Consider the following 17938-nt stretch of genomic DNA (forward strand, 5'->3'; position numbering starts at 1 on the left):
CTGTGGCGCGAGACACGTTAGTGGCACTTGGTGACGGCTCGATAACGGGGGGTCGTCTTTGTAGTCCGAGAGGGGCAGGCAACACCGTCCCGTTCCGGTCAATGCCGCAAAGAACGCCTACTGCACGTCACCCTGCTTCACCAGGCGCGATGCTCGCAACGCCACCTATGTAATAGAGGTGTGCGTGGAGAGACCGTCACCGGTCCGGGGAGAGACCTGGTTGTCGGCGTGTCACACGGATGAGGGGGACAGTCATGCGCCGCGAGCGGGAGACAGGCGGGGCCAGAGTCGAGTTCAAGGTGCTCGGTTCGCTCGAGGTCGTGATCGACGGTGAGGTAGTGCCGATCAACGCACCGAAACAGCGAGCCGTTCTGGCGGCACTTCTGCTCCATGCCAACCAGCTGGTGAGAACGCCGCGTCTGATCGAACACTTGTGGGGCTCGGAGGCCCCGAAGGACGCCTACAACGCGGTACAGACCCACATCACCCGGCTGCGGCGGGCGCTGGGGTCTTCGGACCTGATCCGCACCGTCGAGGGCGGCTATCTCATCCACACGGACGGCGTTGATCTTCAGCGCTTCCGTGAGCTGGTTGGGCGTGCGCGAACCGCCAGTGGCCAGGACGCACTGTCGTTGCTGCGAAAGGCCACAGCGCTGTGGCGCGGTCCGCTGCTGCCGGACCTCCGGGACCGGTCCGCACTGGACGAGGAGCTGGACAAGATCGAGAGCGAACTGCTCAACGCAGCGGAGAGCAAAGTCGATCTGGAGCTTCGCGCGAATCGGCATGTCGAGGTAGTTGCCGAGCTACGCGCTCTGACAACGTCATACCCACTACGTGAAAGCCTCTGGGAAAAACTCATGCTCGCACTGTTTCGATCCGGTCGGCAGGCAGAGGCGCTGGAAGCCTTTCGTATGGCTACACGGGTCCTGAACGCGGAGCTTGGCGTCGCGCCGGGGCAAGCGCTCCGGCAGCTGCATATAGATATCCTGTCTGGACAGATTGAGCGGCAGGAAGCAGTCACACAGGCCGAGTCGATCGCCATTCCTCGGCAGCTTCCTGCCGGAGCTGGAAACTTCACTGGACGTCGGGAAGTTGTCGACGCGCTGCTGTCCGCGCTGAAAGCTGATGTGGGCAGATGTCCGGTGGCGGTAATTTCCGGATCGCCTGGCGTAGGAAAAACTGCCGTGGCCGTGCATGTGGCACAACGTCTCGCTTCTACCTTCTCGAGTGGGCAGCTCCATGTCGATCTCCACGGATACTCCAGCGCTGAACCTCCCACGGCTGAACAGATCATGGCCAGGTTCTTGCGCGCTCTTGGGGCTGCCCCGGAGGAGATCCCAGCTCAGCTTGAGGGGCAACGCGAGGTACTTCGAGCGCACCTCGTGGGTAGACGCGTCCTATTTCTTTTGGACAACGCGGCGTCGGTGGAGCAGGTGCGCCGTGTACTTCCTGAGGTGCCCGGATGCTGCGTACTGGTGACCAGCCGTGAGAGGCTGGTCGGGGTGGTGTCAGGCGGGTTGGAAACGGTCATTCGTCTCGGTGCGCTCGAGAAACCTGAGGCCGTCGAACTCCTTGGGACTCTGCTCCGGGCAGAGTCTGCAGATAGTGAGTCCGTTAATGATCTGGCCGAGCTCTGCGGCCGGCTGCCACTTGCTCTGTGCATTGCGGGCGCTAATATCCTCGCCGAGGGGGTAGCGCTGGACGAATATGTACGACGTCTGCGGGGCGGCGACCGCCTTTCGATACTTGCGATTTCCGGTGACGAGCAAGCAGAAGTGGCGTCCGCGTTCATGCTCTCGTACTCCTCGCTTGGAGATGAACTGCAGTCGGCTCTCAGTCTCCTCTCGGTCGTGCCTGGACGGGATTTCGGGGCAGAGGTAGCGACAGCCTGCCTTGGCTCCCGAATGCCTGCGGTGGTTCCGCTGCTTGATCGCTTGGTGTCTGCCAACTTGCTGGAAGCACCATACCCCGGGCGGTATCAGTTCCACGATCTCATCAGACTCTTTTCGGAGCAGTGCCTGCGGTCGAACGTCGATATCCAGGAACGTCGTGATGTGGAGCTTCGTGTCTACGGGTTCTATCTTCTTGGGGCCGTTCGCGCAGGTAAGATGGTCAGTCCGGAAAAGGGAGAGCATTCTCTCCCTGGAAAGTTTTCCTCGCTCTCCTCGGTTGACCTCCGTTCGGTCGGGGAAGCCTCTGAGTGGGTGACGAGAGAGCTTGGCAATCTTGTTGCAGTCGTGGACTCAGCGCGTTCTGTTCAGCTTCCTGAAGTTTGTTGGTTGATACCCAGTGTGCTACGCGGTTATCTCTACAAAAAGCATCGCGTTGTGGAGTGGCTGCACATGTGTTCTGTGGGACTTGACGGAGCGCGGCGCCAGGGTGATCAGGAGTCTGAGGCAGCCATGTTCCAGGGGTTGGGTACGGCGCTGTGGGCTGAGGGCAAGTTTGATGCCGCCGTCGAAAATCTTGCTGCAGCGGTCACGATGTGGGCTGCAGCGAGTAATCAAGCTGGACTGCAGTCGTCACTGATGAACCTTGCCATTGTGTACTGGGACATTGGGGACCTTGTGAGAGCTGCGGAGGCTATGGAGCAGTCTGCCGCGCTGTTCGACAGGTCAGTTCCCGATCCTGCTGTGGCTCCTGCGCTGGTCAACTTGGCGATGATCTACAGCGACTCAGGCCGCCTGCTGGACTCTGTCGAGTTGTATCGCGAAGCGTTCGAGGTTTGTCGACTTTTCAAGATTTCCTGGGGCGAGGCAAACGTTCTCTCTAATTGGGGCTACTGTAGCTGGCGCCTCGGTCAGCTGGGGCTTTCTTGTCAACTCTTGGAGCAGGCGCGACAGAGGTATGTGGAGCTCGATCTTGGAATCTATCAAATCCTGCACCTTCTGGGGAATGTCAATGTCGACATGGGTCTCTTTGGTGAAGCCGACAAGTGCTTCAAGATGGGTCTTTCCGATTGTCGGGACATAGGTGAGCGAAAAGTCGAGCAGGACTACCTGTGGGGGCTCGGGTACTTGCGGCAGAGAATGGGGGAGTTGGATGAAGCGATTGTTTGGTACACCGACGCGCTCGAACTGGCCAGGTCGCTCGGGTCCAGGTCGACAGAGGCCGGGGCATTGCTGGACATGGCGACCGTTCACGCGGAGCTGGGACGCCCTGCTGTTGGGTTGAGGCTGGCACGTCAGGCGGTGCGAGTCAGCGCTGAGGGCGGATTTCTGACGACGCAGGGTTCCGCGCTGACGGCGTTCGCTGTGTGCTGCCTTGCGGTGGGGCGGGCGGGGAGTGCGGTGGCGTTCGGGCGGAAGGCTTTGGCGGTGCACCGGGAGACGGGGCACCGGCCTGGGGAAGCGCGGACACTTCGGGTTATCGGGCAAGCTTTGTTCGTGGCCGGTGATCGGGCCGGGGCGCTGGAGCACTGGGAGCGGGCGGTGGAGATGTTCGCGGAGATGGGGATGCCGGAGGCCGACGGAGTGCGGGAGTTGCTTGGCCAGGCGCGATGAGCGTTGAGTTCAGGCTGCTCGGCGCGCTGGAGGTGCTGGTCGACGGGCGGGTGGTACCGGTCAAGGCCGGGAAGCAGCGGGCGGTGCTCGCGGCCTTGCTGTTGCACGCGGGCCGGACGGTGGGCGTCGTGGAGCTCCTGGACGCGTTGTGGGGGGATGAGCAGCCGACGACGGCGCGCAACGCCTTGCAAACGCACATCGCGCGGTTGCGGAGGCTGCTCGGGGAAGACGTGATCAGGACGGCGGGCGGGGGGTACGTGCTCGCCACGGAGCGGATCGACCTGGTGCGGTTCCGCGAGCTGGTGCGCAGGGCGAAGTCGACGTCGAGGGAGACCAGGGCGCGGCTCCTGAATGAGGCGTTGTCGTTGCGGCGGGGCCCGGTGCTGGCGGATGTGACATCGGTTTCCTTGCACGCCAACGAGATCAAGCAGCTCAACGCGGAACTGCTCGACGTGCTGGAGCAGCGGATCGAGGTCGACCTGGAGTTGGGCAGGCATCGCGAGCTGGTCGGCGAACTGCGCGCGCTGGTGGCGGACCATCCCTTCCGGGAGCGCTTCTGGAGGCACCTGATGCTCGCCCTGTACCGCTCGGAGCGGCAGGCGGAAGCACTGATGGTGTTCCGGGACTACGCGAACGCCCTGAACGAGGAGATGGGCATCGCGCCGAGCACGGAGCTGCGCGCACTGCACCACGCCATCCTGGTGGGAGAAGTCGCGGCGCCGAGAAGCAACATCGTTGTGCCGCAACAGCTGCCTGGCGACATCAGTGACTTCGTGGGGCGAGAGGGTCTGGTCGATCGGATCAGCCGTCTGTTGGACACGGGGACGCAGCTCGTGGTGGTGTCCGGGCCGCCGGGAGTGGGGAAGACGGCGCTCGCGGTGAGAGTCGCGCACCGGTTGAAGCATCGCTTTCCTGACGGGCAACTGCACGTGAACCTGCACGGCTACTCGGCCAACGCGCGGCCTACTCCGGGGCAGGTGCTGGCCCGGTTCCTCCGCGCGCTCGGAGTTCCCACAGATCGGGTTCCGGCCTCAGTCGACGAGCAGGCGTCGATGCTGCGCTCCGAGCTGTCCGACCGGCGAGTTCTCCTGGTGCTGGACAACGCCATTGACGCGGAGCAAGTGCGGCCGTTGATCCCGGACACCGGCGGATGTGCGGTTCTGGTCACGAGCCGCGGCGTGCTGCGCGAGCTGATCGACCACGAGCGGGTTGAAGCGGTCGCCCTGTCCGTACTGACCGAAGCGGATTCGCTGGCGTTGCTCGCGGAGTTCGTCGGCGACGCCGTCCCGGACGATCCCGAAGCCAGCGCGGAGCTGGCGCGGCTGTGCGGGAACCTGCCCCTCGCGCTGCGCATAGCCGGGGCGAACATCGCACAGCAGGAGTGCTCGGTGCGCGAGTACGTGGACGGCCTGCGTGGCGGTGATCTGCTGTCGGCGCTGGCGGTCGACGGTTCGGCGGTCCGGGCGGCGTTCGCGATGTCGTACGGCACGTTGTCGGCCGAAGCGCGGCGGTTGTTCCGGTTCCTGGGGCTCGTGCCCGGTCCGGACTTCACCGCCTGGGTGGCCGCCTCACTGATCGATTCCACTTTGGACACTGCGAGCGCGCTGCTGGACGAGCTCGTGACCGCGAACCTCGTCCAGAGCCACCAGAACGGTCGCTACCAGTTCCACGATCTCCTCCGCGCGTACGCAGCCGAGCAGGTGACGGCCGAGGAGCGCGCGGAAGACATCGACGCGGCGGTGGAGCACTTGCTGGACTGGCACCTCTTCGCCGCGGGGACGGCGCGCACGCTGTTGCCGCTGCGCGCCTACACCAACAAGCTGCCGGAGCGCGTGCGAATCGGCGTTCCGTTCAACGACCGTGCCGGCGCGGAGGCGTGGATGGAGGACGAGCGCGCCAACCTGCGTGCCGTCGTGGCGCTCGCCTCGCGAAGAGGACGGAACGAACACCTCTGGCAATTCGTCGACGTTCTGTGGACCTACCTGTTGGCCAAGGGGCATAACGTGGACTGCCGGGAGATCGCCGAGCGCGGGCTGGCCACCGCCGTCGCGGTGGACGACAGCGGTGCCGTCGCGACCATGCACTCCCACCTGGCCCACCTGACCTGGATCAGCGGCGATCCGCGGGGTGCGCTCGTGGAGTACGACAAGGCGCTGGCCGCCGCGGACCAGGGCGCCTCATCCCTCGAGCTGGGCAACATCCTCAACAACTGCGCCGGTGTGCACTGGGAACTCGGCGACAACATCCGAGCCATCGACTACCTCCGGCGTGCGACGCGGATCTACCAGGAGGTCCACGCCCGCCACCAGGAAGCCAACACACGGGGCAACCTCGGCCTCGCGTACCAGGAGCTCGGGCGGTTCCGGGAAGCGGCCGAACACAACGAAGCCGCCATCCGGCTCGCGGCGCAGCAGGGGGCTTGGGACAGCTACGCCAACCACCTGGCGAACCTCGCGAACGTGCGCTACCAGCTCGGTGACTTCGAAGGAGCGCGCGGCGCGGTCCAGGAGGCGATCGAGCGGTGCGCGGAACTCGGGTTGCACCAGGCGGAGGCCCTGGCCCACGTGGGATTCGGTGAACTGCTCGCCTTCGAGGGAGACGGGCAGGGCGCGATGCGTGAGGCGCAGAAGGCCCGGGAACTGGTCAGCGAGACCGACAAATGGGGCAACGTCGCGGTCTCCATCGTCTTCGGATCCGCGCACCTCGCGTTGGACGAGTTGGCGCAGGCTCGGGCGAACTACCGAGAAGCGATGAACGCGGCGCGCGAGGCGGGCTTCGTGCGGCACGAGGTCGACGCGGCGATCGGCCTCGCGAGGACCGGACTGCGCGCCGGGACGGTCTTCCAGGCCATCGCCTACGCCAGGGCCGCCATCGAACAGGCACGGGAACACGGAATCCGGATTCGCGAGGCGGAGGGGTTGCACGTGCTCGGACTCCTGCTCCGGGACGCCGGCGAGGTGGACGAGGCCCGGGAGACGTGGCAGCTCGCCGAGGCGATGTTCGTCGAGATGGGCGTGCACACCGCCGCGGCGGTGCGGGCCCTGCTGGACGGCACGCCATGACCATCGAGTTCCGGGTGCTCGGCGCCCTGGAAGTCCTCGTCGACGGCGAGGTCCGGCCCGTGCAGGCGGCGAAGCTGCGCACCCTGCTCGCCGCGCTGCTGCTGCGTGCGCCGCAGCCGGTCAGCCCGAGCGAACTGATGGACATCATGTGGGGCGAGGAGCGGCCCCCCACGGCGCGCAACGCGCTGCACATCCACATTGGACGGTTGCGTCGGTTGCTCGGAGACGACGGCCTGATCAGCACAGTGGCAGGCGGCTACGTCATCCGGGTGGACGAGATCGACCTCGACCGGTTCCGGTGCCTCGTCGAGTCCGCGCGGCAGGCCGACGAGCCGGAGGAGGAGATCCGGCTGCTGCGCGAGGCGCTGGCGCTCTGGCGCGGCCAGGTGCTCTCCGACGTCGTCTCGGACTCGCTGGACAACAACGAGATCGCCTCGATCAAGGAGGAGCTGCTCACCGCGCTCGAACAGCGGGTGGACGCCGACCTCCGACTGGGACGGCACCGCGAGGTGATCGCGGAGCTGCGCGCGCTGACCGCGGAACACCCGCTGCGGGAACGGTTCTGGGGTCAGCTGATGGTGGCGCTCTACCGGTGCGAGCGGCAGGCCGAGGCGCTGGAGGCGTTCCGGGCCGCCTCCGCCGTCCTGCGCGAGGAGCTGGACGTCTCGCCAGGGCCCGAGCTTCGCGAGCTGCACCAAGGGGTTCTGACCGGAAGTGCCGCCGTTGCCGCGCCTGTCGCCGAGGCGGCGGCTCCGGCGAAGGTCGTTCCGCAGCAGCTGCCCGCCGACATCGCGGATTTCGTCGGCAGGCGCGAACTGATCGAGCTGCTGGTGCACGAACGGCCGCGGCTGGCGGTGCTGTCCGGCCCGCCGGGAGTGGGCAAGACCGCCCTGTCCGTGCGGGTCGCGCACCAGCTGAAGCAACACTTTCCAGACGGGCAACTCTTCGCCAACTTCCACGGCTACTCCTCCGGGACGGCGCCCTCGACCGGTCAGGTGCTCGCGCGCTTCCTCCGCGCGCTCGGGGTCGCTCCGGAGAAGGTGCCGCTGGAGGTCCCGGAGCAGAGCGCGATGCTGCGAGACCAGCTCGCAGGCCGGAAAGTGCTGATGGTGCTGGACAACGTCGCCAACGCGGACCAGGTCCGCACGTTCCTGCCGGAGGAGCGCGGTTGCACCGTGCTCGTCAGCAGCCGGGACACCTTGCGGGAGCTGGCCGACGACGGTGCCGTGCTGGAGTCGCTGGACGTGCTCGCGGCGGACGAGGCGCAGAGCCTGCTCAGTGATCTCCTTGGTACACAGAGGTTTGCTGATGACCGCAGCTCGGGCGTGGAACTGGCGGACCTGTGCGGCAACCTCCCCCTCGCACTGCGGATCGCGGGCGCGAACCTGGCCGGGCAGAGCCGCACCGCGCTGAGCGAGTACGTGCGGCAGCTGCGCGACGGTGACCGCCTGGCGGTGCTCGCGGTGGACGAGGACGAGCAGGCCGCCGTCCGCGCGACCTTCGCGCTGTCCTACACGTCGCTGTCGCCCGAGCTCCGCCGGTTCTTCCGGGCGTTGGCGTTGCAGCCGGGGCCCGACGTGACCGTGCACACCGCCGCGGCACTCGCAGGAGTTGCCGCCGAGCACGCGGCCGATCTGCTGGACCGGCTGGTTTCGGCGAGCCTGGTGCACGAGCACGTGTCCGGCCGGTACCAGTTCCACGACCTCGTGCGGCTGTTCGCCCAGCAACAGTCCACCGTGGAGGACGCGGCGGCCGATCGCGCCGCGGCGAGGGAACGACTGTTCGCCTTCTACGCGGCCAGCAGCGCGGCGGCGGCGGCGATGATCACTCCGGAGCTGTACTACCTCCCCCCGGTGCGGACCGGGATCGAGGTCGACAGCCTGGAGTTCACCGAACTGCTCGACGCCCACGCGTGGATGGAGGCCGAGCGGGCGAACCTGATCGCCGCGGTCGTGTTCACCGCCGACCACGGGCCGCGGTGGGTCGCCTGGCACGTGGCCACCTATCTGACGAGCTTCTTCCGGCACACCCGTGATGACGCCGACTGGCGGCTGGTCGCCGAGTTCGGGCTGCGCGCGGCCGTCGAGGAGAACGACACCCGCGGTCAGGCGGCCGAGATGCGCAGCCTCTCGATGCTGTACTGGTGCATGGGCGACAACGAGAAGTCGCTGGAGTACTCGACGCAGTCGCTCTCGCTCTACCAGGAGGTCGGCGACCGGCGCGGCCAGGCACAGGTGCTGAGCAACATGGGCGTCTCCAACGCCATGTCCGGGAACCAGGCGGCGGCCGTGTCGATCCTGACGCAGGCGCTGGCGCTCGAGGACGAGCTCGGCGCCTCGCGCGGGCTGGCCAACTGCATGCTCAACCTCGGCACGGTCTACGCCTACATCGGCCAGGTGGACCTCGCGGTCGCGACCTTCAGAAAGTCCCGGGCGCTCGCCGCCGAGCTGAACGTCCGGCACGTCGAGGGCGTCGCCGGGCACAACCTCGCGATCCTCGACCGGGAGGCGGGCCGGTTCGCCGAGGCCCTCGAAGGCTTCGAGCGCACCCTGGCCGTCTGGCGGCAGATCTCCTCCAGCCACGACGAAGCGGCGGTGCTCGACGAGATCGCGGTGACCGAACTGCTGCTCGGCCGGTACGGCAGTGCCCTGGCCAACGCCAACGCGGCACTGCGGTTGTCGGCCGCGACCGGGAACCGGCTGAAGGAGGTGGAGGCGCTGAACACGATCGCCTCGGCCTACGTGAAGCTCGGTCAGCCGGAACGCGCCCTGCCGGTGCAGGAGGAGGCGGTGCGCATCGTCGGCGAGATCGGCTACGAGCACGGGACGGTTGACGCCCTGATCGGCCTGGCGGCGGTGCAGCGTGCGCTCGGCGAAGGCGCTGCGGCGGTGGAGTCCGGCCGGAAGGCGCTCGCGTGCGCAGTCGACAACGGGCTCCGACTGTGCGAGCCGAGGGCGATGACTTCCCTTGCGCAGAGCCACCTTCACGTGGGCGAGGCGGCGGAGGCGGTTGAACACGCCAACCGCGCCCTGCCCCTGCATCGCGAGACGCGCCAAAGGGTCTGGGAGGCTTGGACGGTACAGGTACTGGGGCTGGCCTGTCGCGCCCTGGGAAACAACGTCGATGCTGTGGTACACCTGCGCGCCGCGCATGAGATGTTCGTGGAGATGGGGATGCCGGAGGCCAACGCGCTGCCGGTGTAGTGGTGTGCGGGTCGGTGAGGGGGACCGCGATGTCGTCTGACGTGAGGTTCACCGTGCTGGGCCCGCTCGAACTCGTCGTCGACGGCGCCCCGGTTCCCGTCCAGGCGGCCAAGCAACGCGTTGTGCTGGCGATGTTGTTGCTGCGGTCCGGGCGCGCGGTCTCCATCGACGACCTCATCGAGGCGCTGTGGGGGGACAGCCCGCCCGCCGAAGCCCGCAACGCCCTTCAGGTCCACGTGATGCGCCTGCGCCGGGCGATCGGTGGTGATCTGCTGCGCACGGTCCGTGGCGGCTACGCGATGACCCTCGCGGCCGACCAGCTCGACCTGCTGCGCGCGCGTGAGCTGATCGACCGGGCGGCGCGGTGCCGCGAGGACGGCTCGGAGGAGTCGGAGCGCGCGTTGCTCTCCGAGGCGCTGCGCCTGTGGCGCGGTCCCCTGCTCGTCGAGGTCGAGTCGGAGTCGTTGCGGCGCAACGAGATCACCTCGGTGTTGGAGATGCTGCTCGGCGCGCTCGAACGGCGTGTCGATCTCGACCTCGCCGCGGGGCGGCACCAGGAGCTGATCGGCGAGCTGACCACCCTCACCGCCGAACACCCGCTGCGCGAACGGTTCTGGGCGCAGCTGATGCTCGCCCTCTACCGCTCCGGCCAGCAGGCCGAGGCCCTCGCCGCCTATCGCAAGATCACCACGTTGTTGCGGGCCGAGCTCGGCGTCGGCGCGGGGACGAGCCTGCGCGAGTTGCACCAGGCGATCCTGGTCGGCAGCCACGACCTCGCCGAGACGCCGCCGCGGACGGCGCCGAGGGTGGTGCCGGCCCAGCTGCCCGCGGACCTCGCGGACTTCGTCGGCCGGGCGGACCGGATCGACCTGGTCGAGCGGACGTTGCTGCCCGCGGAAGGGCAACGTTCGGTTCCGGTCACCGTGATCTCCGGTTCGCCCGGGGTCGGCAAGACGGCGCTCGCCGTGCGGGCCGCACACCGGCTCAAGCGCGGGTTTCCGGACGGTCAGCTCTACGTCGATCTGCGCGGGTACTCCTCGGGTGAGCCGGTCACGACCGTCGACGTGCTGTCCAGGTTCCTTCGTGCACTTGGAGTTCGGCCGGAGCAGATCCCCGTCGACATCGACGAGCAGTCGGCGCTCTACCGCTCGGTCCTTTCGGGAAAGCGCGTACTCGTGGTGCTCGACAACGCCAGTGCCGCCGAGCAGGTCCGCGCGTTGCTGCCGGGAGACCCCGGGTGCTCGGTGTTGGTCACCGGGCGCAACGAGCTGCGCGGACTGGTGGTCGGGCACGGTGCGCGCACGCTGCGCCTTGAGCCGTTCGGAGTGGAAGAATCCGTTGCTCTGCTTGCCGGTCTGCTCGGTGCGGAGATCGGTGAGGATCCGGCCGCCGTCGAACTCGCGGAGTTGTGCGGGCACCTGCCTTTGGCGCTGCGCATCGCGGGCGTCAACCTCGCGGGTAGCACAAAGCCGGATCTCGCGGAGTACGTCAGCGAGCTGAAGCGGGGCAATCGCCTTGCCGCGCTTGCGATTCCCGACGAGTCCTCAGCTGCGGTGCACGCGGTGTTCGGGTTGTCCTACAGCGCGCTCAAGCCGGAGGCGCGCCGCTTGTTCCGACGGCTCGGTCTTGTACCCGGGCCGGACTTCGACGGTTACGTCGCCGCCGCGTTGCTCGACGAGGAGCCCGCGCGAGCTTCGGCATTGCTGGAACAGCTCGCGGCGGTGAACGTGCTCGCGGTGTCCGGTCCTAGCCGTTACTACCTGCACGACCTCTTGCGGCTCTACGCGGAGCACCTGTGCACCGCCGAGGAGAGCAGCAACGATCGCGAGTCCACTGTGGAACGTCTGCTGGACCACTACCTCCGGGCGACCGATCGAGCCACGCGCATGACGCATCCGGACATCACGCGGATCGCGCTACCGGACCAGGAACCACGGCCGTGGTTGCCGTCCTTCGACGATCGTGAGACGGCGGTCGAGTGGCTTGACGCCGAGCGCGTGAACCTCGTCGCCGCGGCGAGGTCCCGGACCCATCCTTTCGCCGTGCACCTCGCCGACACCGCGCGGCTGTACTTCAGCACCGGCGGGCACATCGCGGAGTGGCGCAGCGTCGCCGAGGCCGGACTTGCTGCGGCGAGAGAACTCGGTGACCTCCGCGGAGAGGCTGCCGTGCACAACAGCATGGCGCGGCTGTACAGCGATCTCGCGGAGTACGAGGCCGCCGCTGAGCAGTGCCGGTTGGGGTTGGCGTTGTGCGAGAAGGGATTGCCGCCGAGCGTCGAGGTGAGCTTCCTGAACAACCTCGGGACCGCCTACGCCGAGCTGGGGGACACGGCGCAGGCGCAGGAGTACTTCGAGCGGAGCCTGGCCCGGAGCCAGGTCAGCGGGCCGCCGCACGTGGAAGCGTTGGGAATGCTGAACCTCGGCGCGATCTACATCTACCGCGGTCTGCTCGTCGACGCCGTGCGCGTGCAGTCCGCCGCGGTCCGGATGTGCGCCGAGCACGGGTTCACCACCCTGGAGGTGTTGACCGCCAACAACCTCGGCATCGGCCACCGCGAGCTGGGCGAGTACTCCGACGCCATGAACTCGATGGACCACGCCCTGAACCGCAGTCGCGAACTCGGCCTGCGGTCGGCGGAAGCGAGCGTCCTGGCCAGCCTCGCCGAGGTCTACCGCGATCTCGCCGAGTACGAGCGTGCGCACGACCTGTGCCTGGGGGCGATCGAGACGGCCAAGGCGACGCAGCGGCGCAAGACCGTCGCCGATGCGCTGAACATCGCGGGTGGGATCGAACTGGGCCGCGATCGCCCCGATCGGGCGCTCGACCGGTTCCGCGAGGGGCTCTCGCTCTCGCGCGAGTCCAACTTCACCTACGGCGAGATCGCCGCGCTGATCGGTCTCGCCGACACGAACAGGCTGATCGGCCGGTTGACCGAGGCCGTCGAGTTCGCGCGGCTCGCCGAGTCGCACGCCCGCGGTGTCGCGTTCCGGCTCTGCGAGGGCAAGGCGATCAGCGCCCGCGCCCGGGTCCACCACGATCTGGGCGAGTTCGACGAGGCGATCGCCCAGGCCCGCCGGGCGGTCGAGGTGCACACCGAGACCGGGCACCGGCTCGGTGCGGCGCGCTCGCTGGAGCTGTTGGGAGCGCTCGGCGATGCGGCAGCGGCGGAGCAGGCCGTGCGGATCCTCTCCGACCTCGGGGTGCCGCAGCGGTGATCAGCCGCCGGCGAACGGGGGGAGCACGTCCAGCTCGGCGCCGGGCCGCACGATGACCGCCCTGTCCCGGACCGCGACCCCGTCCAGCAGGAAGCTGCACGCGGGCAGGACCGTGGTCAGCCGGGTACCGTGCCGTTCGCGCAGCAGCGCCAGCACATCGTCCACTGTGGACGCTTTGGCCAGTTCGACCGACTCCGCCTTGACCCCGGCCGCGGCCCTGGCCCCGGCGAAGTACCGCACGGTCATCGACTGCACGCTCATCCTCCGATCGCGCTCATCGGGCGGTCCGGCTGGGCGAACCCGGCATCGTCGATGCCGTGCCCCGCGGCCTTGCCCCACATCGCGGTGCGCCACAGCGCGGCGATCTCCTCGTCGGAGGCGCCGTCGCGCAGCGGGCCGCGCAGATCCGTCTCGGTCCTGGCGAACAGGCAGGACCTGATCTGCCCGTCCGCGGTGAGCCTGGTCCGGTCGCAGGCCGCGCAGAACGGCTGCGTGACGGAGGCGATCACGCCCACCGAGCCCCGGCCGCCGTCGACCACCCAGCGTTCCGCGGGCGCCCCGCCGCGCGGGGACGGGTGCGGGGTCAGCTCGAACGCCGTGCCCAGCATGTCCAGGATCTCCGTCGCGGTCACCATGCGCTCGCGGTCCCACGCGTGCTGCGGGTCCAACGGCATCTGCTCGATGAAGCGCAGCTCGTAGCCCCGGTCCAGGCAGTACTGCAGCAGCGGGACGGCCTCGTCGTCGTTCACGCCGCGCATCAGCACCGCGTTGACCTTCACCGGGGTCAGCCCCGCGGCGGCGGCCGCCGCCATCCCGTCGAGCACCTTGTCCAGCCGGTTGCGGCGGGTGATGGCGAGGAAGCGGTCCTCCCGCAGGGTGTCCAGCGAGACGTTGACGCGGTCCAGGCCGGCCGCCTTGAGCCTGCCCGCCAGCTCCGGCAGTCGCAGGCCGTTGGTGGTCAGTGACATCCTCGGGCGCGGGCCCAGTGCCGCGGCGGATTCGATGATGTCGATGATGTCCTTGCGCAGCAGCGGTTCGCCGCCGGTGAACCGGATCTCTGTGACGCCGAGGTCGCGCACGGCGACGGCGATCAGCCGGCTCAGTTCCGCACCGGTGAGCAGGTCGGCGCCGGGCAGCCAGTCCAGGCCCTCGGCGGGCATGCAGTAGGCGCAGCGCAGGTTGCACCGGTCGGTGACGGAGACCCGGAGATCGGTGGCGATCCGGCCGAAGCGGTCGATCAGGGCGTGCTCGTCCGGCCGCGCGGGCAGCGCAGGAGTGCCCTGTGCTGATCTCATGCTCACGGAAGGCATACCCAGGGGGACGGCATTCACCTTTCCGAGCGTAGCGGCGTACGCCGACAATTCGTTGTGCGCGAGGGCGGCCGTTCGGGCTGTGGCGGGTAACATGCCTCACGGCCAAGTAGCTGAGCTGCCAAGCTTCTTGTCCCGAAGATGTTCCGTCGGCGGAGGCAGGGGACGTATGGCCAGCGGGGAGAAGCAGGTCGATCCCGGGTTCGGGCTGGACATGTCCGAGGGCGGGATGCGGCTGGCGATGTGCGGGCGGGCCCTGAGCGCGGCGACGGTGATGTTCCACACCGCGGTCGCCGACCGGATGGGGCTGTCGGTGACCGATCACAAGTGCCTTGACCTGGCAAGACGTGCCGAGGGGCCGGTGACGGCCGGGCGCATCGCCGAACTGTCCGGGCTGTCCACCGGGGCGGTCACGGGCGTGATCGACCGGCTGGAGCGGGCGAAGTTCGTGCGCCGGGTGCGCGATCCGCACGACCGGCGCAAGGTGCTGGTGGAAGTGCTCCCGAAGGACAGCGACGAGTACTCGTGGATGTTCCAGGGCCTGCGCGACGCCTGTGAGCGGGCCGTCCGCGAGCACGGCGCCGAGGAGATCGAGCTGATCATCTCCTACCTGACCAGGATGACCGAGACGCTGCACCGTGAAACGAAGCGGTTGCAGGAGCACAAGAACGGCTGACATTCCGCAAATGCGGAACTATTGTCGTTCTCGTGCCGCATTTTCGAATTAGCGAGGCCGCCGGACTGCTGGGCGTCAGCGACGACACCGTCCGCCGCCTCGTCGATTCCGGTGTCCTGACCGGCCACCGCGACCCGGCCGGGCGGCTGGTCGTCGACGGGGCGGAGCTGGCCGCCCACGCCAGGGACAGCGCGCGCACGGCCACGGACCCGACCGGTATCGGCAGCTCCGCGCGCAACCGGTTCGTCGGTCTGGTCACGGACGTGGTCGCCGACCGCGTGATGGCCAAGGTGGAGATCCAGTGCGGGCCGCACCGCGTGGTCTCGCTGATGAGCTCGGAGGCCGCGGAGGAGCTCGGGCTGCGTCCCGGGGTGCTCGCCGTCGCGGTGATCAAGTCGACCCAAGTCGTGGTGGAGACCCCATGAGGCGCATGACCGTCCTGCTGTCGTTGTTGCTGGTCGCCGCCTGCACCAGCGGTCCGGAGAAGCGCGAGGTCACGGTGTTCGCGGCCGCGTCGCTCAAGGACGCGTTCACCGAGCTGGAGAAGTCCTTCGAGAGTTCGCGTCCCGGCGTCGACGTGCGGATCAGCTTCGGTGGTTCCTCCGACCTCGCGCAGCAGATCGTCAACGGAGCACCCGCCGACGTCTTCGCAGCGGCAAGTCCGTCCACTATGGACACCGTGGCCCGGGCCGGACTGATCGACGGCAGGTCCGAGGTCTTCGCCGTGAACACGCTGCGGATCGCGGTGCCGCCGGGCAACCCCAAGGGGATCAGGACGCTGGCCGACCTGACCAAGCCGGGGACGTCGCTCGTGCTGTGCGCGCCCCAGGTGCCCTGCGGCGCCGCGGCCAAGCAGGTGGCGACGGCGGCGAAGCTGACCTTCAAGCCGGTCAGCGAGGAGCCCGACGTGCGCTCCGTGCTCGGCAAGGTCGCCGCGAAGGAGGCCGACGCCGGGCTGGTCTACGTCACCGACGTGCTCTCCGCACCCGGGAAGGTCGAGGGCGTCGACTTCCCTGAGTCCGCCGACGCGCTGAACGAGTATCCGTTGGCGCTGCTGAAGAAAACCGGCCAGGCACAGCTCGCGCGCGAGTTCGCCGAACTGGTGCGCGGCCAGGCCGGTCGTGACGTGCTCACCCGCGCCGGCTTCGGCCCACCGTGACCCTGCCCAGGCTGTTGTGGGTACCCGCGTTCCTCGGGTTCGCGGTCATCGTGCTGCCCGTGATCGGCCTGCTCGGCCGGGTCGAGTGGTCGAGGTTGCCCGCGTTGGTGACCAGCGACGCCGCGCTCGCCGCTCTCGGGCTGTCGATGCAGACCGCCGCGTGCTCGACGCTGGTGTGCCTCCTGCTCGGCGGTCCGCTCGCGCTTGTGTTGGCACGCGCTGACTTTCGCGGGCTGCGGGTGCTGAGGTCGTTGGTGCTGCTGCCCTTGGTGCTTCCGCCTGTGGTCGGTGGTTTGGCGTTGCTGTACTTGTTGGGACGGAACGGGTTTCTCGGTCAGTGGTTGGACATCGCGTTCGGTTTGCGGCTTCCGTACACGACCGCGGCGGTGGTCCTTGCGCAGACCTTCGTCGCGATGCCGTTCCTCGTGGTGAGCCTCGAAGGCGCGTTGCGCACTGCCGGTGAACGGTACGAGGCGGTCGCGGCCACGCTGGGAGCTGGACGGTGGACCGTGCTTAGTCGCGTGACGGTTCCCTTGCTGTTGCCGGGAATCGGGTCGGGCGTGGTGCTGGCATTCGCGCGGGCTCTCGGCGAGTTCGGGGCCACGATCGCCTTCGCGGGCAGTCTCCAAGGGACGACGCGGACGCTGCCGTTGGAGATCTACCTGCAACGCGAGTCCGATGTGGACGCGGCGGTGGCGCTTTCCCTGCTGCTGGTGGTGATCGCGATCGTGGTGATCGTGGTCGCCCGGCCCCGTGCTGTGGAGGGGCTGCGATGAGAGCCCGGTTCCGGCTGGCGCGGGGCGCGTTCGACTTCGACGTGGAACTCTCCGTCGAGCCGGGGGAGGTCGTGGCGGTGTTGGGGCCCAACGGTTCCGGCAAGTCCACGTTGCTGAACCTGATCGCCGGGCTCGTGCGCCCCGACTCCGGAAGCCTCGAACTCGGCGGCCGGGATCTCCTTGGCGTGCCGCCGCATCAGCGTGGCATCGGTCTGCTCGCGCAGGAGCCGTTGCTGTTCCCGCACCTCACAGTCCTCGCGAACGTCGAGTTCGGCCCACGCGCACAGCGTCGCGCCGACCACCGCGACGTCGCACTGCGGTGGCTGGAGGAGGTGGACGCCGCGGAGTTCGCCGACCGCAGACCGCGACAGCTCTCCGGCGGGCAGGCACAACGCGTCGCACTCGCCAGGGCACTCGCCGCGGATCCCGAACTCATGCTGCTGGACGAGCCGCTGACCGCGCTCGACGTCGACGCTGCCCCAGCCGTGCGAGGGCTGCTGCGCCGCGTGCTCCGAACGCGGAACCGCCCGGCGATCATGGTCACCCACGACGCGCTGGACGCCCTGGTGCTCGCTGATCGCGTGGTTGTGCTCGATGCCGGGCGGATCGTGGAGCAGGGGCCGACCCGGGCGGTTCTGAAGCGTCCGCGCAGCGCCTTCGCAGCACGGATCGCAGGGCTGAACCTGGTGTCGGGAACGACCGTGGACGGCGGCCTCCGCAGCTCAGCAGGGGTGTTCATCGCGGGGCGCGGTACTGCGGGGGCAGGGGAGGACGGTGTCGCGGTGTTCGCTCCGGCGGCCGTCGCGGTGCACCGGGACAACCCGCACGGCAGCCCGCGCAACGCGCTGCGGGTCCGGCTCGCGGGCATGGAGCCGCACGGCGACCTGATCCGGCTCCGCGCCGAGGACGGCCTCGCCGCCGACATCACCCCCGCCGCGGCCGCCGAGCTGGAGTTGGAGCCCGGTCAGGAGGTCTGGTTCGTGGTGAAGGCGACAGAGGTGGGCGTGCACGCCGCGCGCGGGGGAGTATGA

11 protein-coding genes are annotated in these 17938 nt (G+C 68.5%); 9 read left to right on the forward strand and 2 right to left on the reverse strand.

Going from position 1 to position 17938, the window contains the following annotated elements:
- Positions 1 to 254 precede the first annotated feature (254 nt).
- The 4 genes from BLT28_RS31095 to BLT28_RS31130 are packed head-to-tail and all read left to right on the forward strand — an operon-like array spanning position 255 to position 12986.
- Positions 255 to 3503, forward strand: a complete 3249-nt coding sequence (locus tag BLT28_RS31095; protein WP_162184941.1) for an AfsR/SARP family transcriptional regulator — start codon at positions 255 to 257, stop codon at positions 3501 to 3503.
- Positions 3500 to 6565, forward strand: coding sequence for an AfsR/SARP family transcriptional regulator (locus tag BLT28_RS31100; protein ID WP_052408157.1), 3066 nt, complete (start codon positions 3500 to 3502; stop codon positions 6563 to 6565). Before BLT28_RS31095 ends, BLT28_RS31100 begins: the two co-directional genes overlap by 4 nt.
- Positions 6562 to 9768, forward strand: coding sequence for an AfsR/SARP family transcriptional regulator (locus BLT28_RS40550; protein ID WP_030433341.1), 3207 nt, complete (start codon positions 6562 to 6564; stop codon positions 9766 to 9768). Before BLT28_RS31100 ends, BLT28_RS40550 begins: the two co-directional genes overlap by 4 nt.
- A gap of 29 nt (positions 9769 to 9797) precedes the next feature.
- Positions 9798 to 12986, forward strand: coding sequence for an AfsR/SARP family transcriptional regulator (locus tag BLT28_RS31130; protein WP_081900807.1), 3189 nt, complete (start codon positions 9798 to 9800; stop codon positions 12984 to 12986).
- Here the strand turns inward: BLT28_RS31130 and BLT28_RS31135 are convergent, their stop codons facing one another.
- Both BLT28_RS31135 and moaA read right to left on the reverse strand, forming a co-directional pair.
- Positions 12987 to 13247 carry a MoaD/ThiS family protein gene (locus BLT28_RS31135; protein WP_030433339.1) on the reverse strand — a complete coding sequence of 87 codons (261 nt, stop codon included), beginning with the start codon at positions 13245 to 13247 and terminating at the stop codon, positions 12987 to 12989.
- On the reverse strand, positions 13244 to 14281 hold the full coding sequence (moaA, locus tag BLT28_RS31140) for a GTP 3',8-cyclase MoaA (RefSeq protein ID WP_081900806.1): 1038 nt from the start codon (positions 14279 to 14281) through the stop codon (positions 13244 to 13246). Before moaA ends, BLT28_RS31135 begins: the two co-directional genes overlap by 4 nt.
- A gap of 256 nt (positions 14282 to 14537) precedes the next feature.
- Here moaA and BLT28_RS31145 point away from each other — a divergent pair, with 256 nt between their 5' ends.
- Genes BLT28_RS31145 through BLT28_RS42930 form a run of 5 tightly spaced genes read left to right on the forward strand, consistent with a single transcriptional unit; the run spans position 14538 to position 17938 of the window.
- Entirely contained in the window at positions 14538 to 14972 is a 435-nt protein-coding gene (locus tag BLT28_RS31145; protein ID WP_231950912.1) for a MarR family winged helix-turn-helix transcriptional regulator, read from the forward strand.
- A gap of 32 nt (positions 14973 to 15004) precedes the next feature.
- Positions 15005 to 15397 carry a TOBE domain-containing protein gene (locus BLT28_RS31150; RefSeq protein ID WP_030433336.1) on the forward strand — a complete coding sequence of 131 codons (393 nt, stop codon included), beginning with the start codon at positions 15005 to 15007 and terminating at the stop codon, positions 15395 to 15397.
- Positions 15394 to 16131: a molybdate ABC transporter substrate-binding protein gene (gene modA / locus BLT28_RS31155; RefSeq protein WP_030433335.1), complete on the forward strand. Its 738-nt coding sequence runs from the start codon at positions 15394 to 15396 to the stop codon at positions 16129 to 16131. The genes BLT28_RS31150 and modA overlap by 4 nt, the downstream gene beginning before the upstream one ends.
- Before the next feature lie 2 nt (positions 16132 to 16133).
- Positions 16134 to 16907 carry an ABC transporter permease gene (locus BLT28_RS31160; protein ID WP_030433334.1) on the forward strand — a complete coding sequence of 258 codons (774 nt, stop codon included), beginning with the start codon at positions 16134 to 16136 and terminating at the stop codon, positions 16905 to 16907.
- A complete protein-coding gene (locus tag BLT28_RS42930) occupies positions 16904 to 17938 on the forward strand; it encodes a sulfate/molybdate ABC transporter ATP-binding protein (RefSeq protein ID WP_030433333.1) in 1035 nt (344 codons plus the stop codon). Before BLT28_RS31160 ends, BLT28_RS42930 begins: the two co-directional genes overlap by 4 nt.

Source organism: Allokutzneria albata (assembly GCF_900103775.1).
GTDB lineage: Bacteria > Actinomycetota > Actinomycetes > Mycobacteriales > Pseudonocardiaceae > Allokutzneria > Allokutzneria albata.

What these genes read in the sequence shown, in the direction of transcription:
- BLT28_RS40550 (WP_030433341.1), top strand. Translation starts at nt 6,562, where the DNA reads ATGACCATCGAGTTCCGGGTGCTCGGCGCCCTGGAAGTCCTCGTCGAC.
- BLT28_RS31100 (WP_052408157.1), top strand. Translation starts at nt 3,500, where the DNA reads ATGAGCGTTGAGTTCAGGCTGCTCGGCGCGCTGGAGGTGCTGGTCGAC.
- BLT28_RS31135 (WP_030433339.1), bottom strand. Translation starts at nt 13,247, where the DNA reads ATGAGCGTGCAGTCGATGACCGTGCGGTACTTCGCCGGGGCCAGGGCC.
- BLT28_RS31095 (WP_162184941.1), top strand. Translation starts at nt 255, where the DNA reads ATGCGCCGCGAGCGGGAGACAGGCGGGGCCAGAGTCGAGTTCAAGGTG.
- BLT28_RS42930 (WP_030433333.1), top strand. Translation starts at nt 16,904, where the DNA reads ATGAGAGCCCGGTTCCGGCTGGCGCGGGGCGCGTTCGACTTCGACGTG.
- moaA (WP_081900806.1), bottom strand. Translation starts at nt 14,281, where the DNA reads ATGAGATCAGCACAGGGCACTCCTGCGCTGCCCGCGCGGCCGGACGAG.
- BLT28_RS31145 (WP_231950912.1), top strand. Translation starts at nt 14,538, where the DNA reads ATGTGCGGGCGGGCCCTGAGCGCGGCGACGGTGATGTTCCACACCGCG.
- modA (WP_030433335.1), top strand. Translation starts at nt 15,394, where the DNA reads ATGAGGCGCATGACCGTCCTGCTGTCGTTGTTGCTGGTCGCCGCCTGC.
- BLT28_RS31130 (WP_081900807.1), top strand. Translation starts at nt 9,798, where the DNA reads ATGTCGTCTGACGTGAGGTTCACCGTGCTGGGCCCGCTCGAACTCGTC.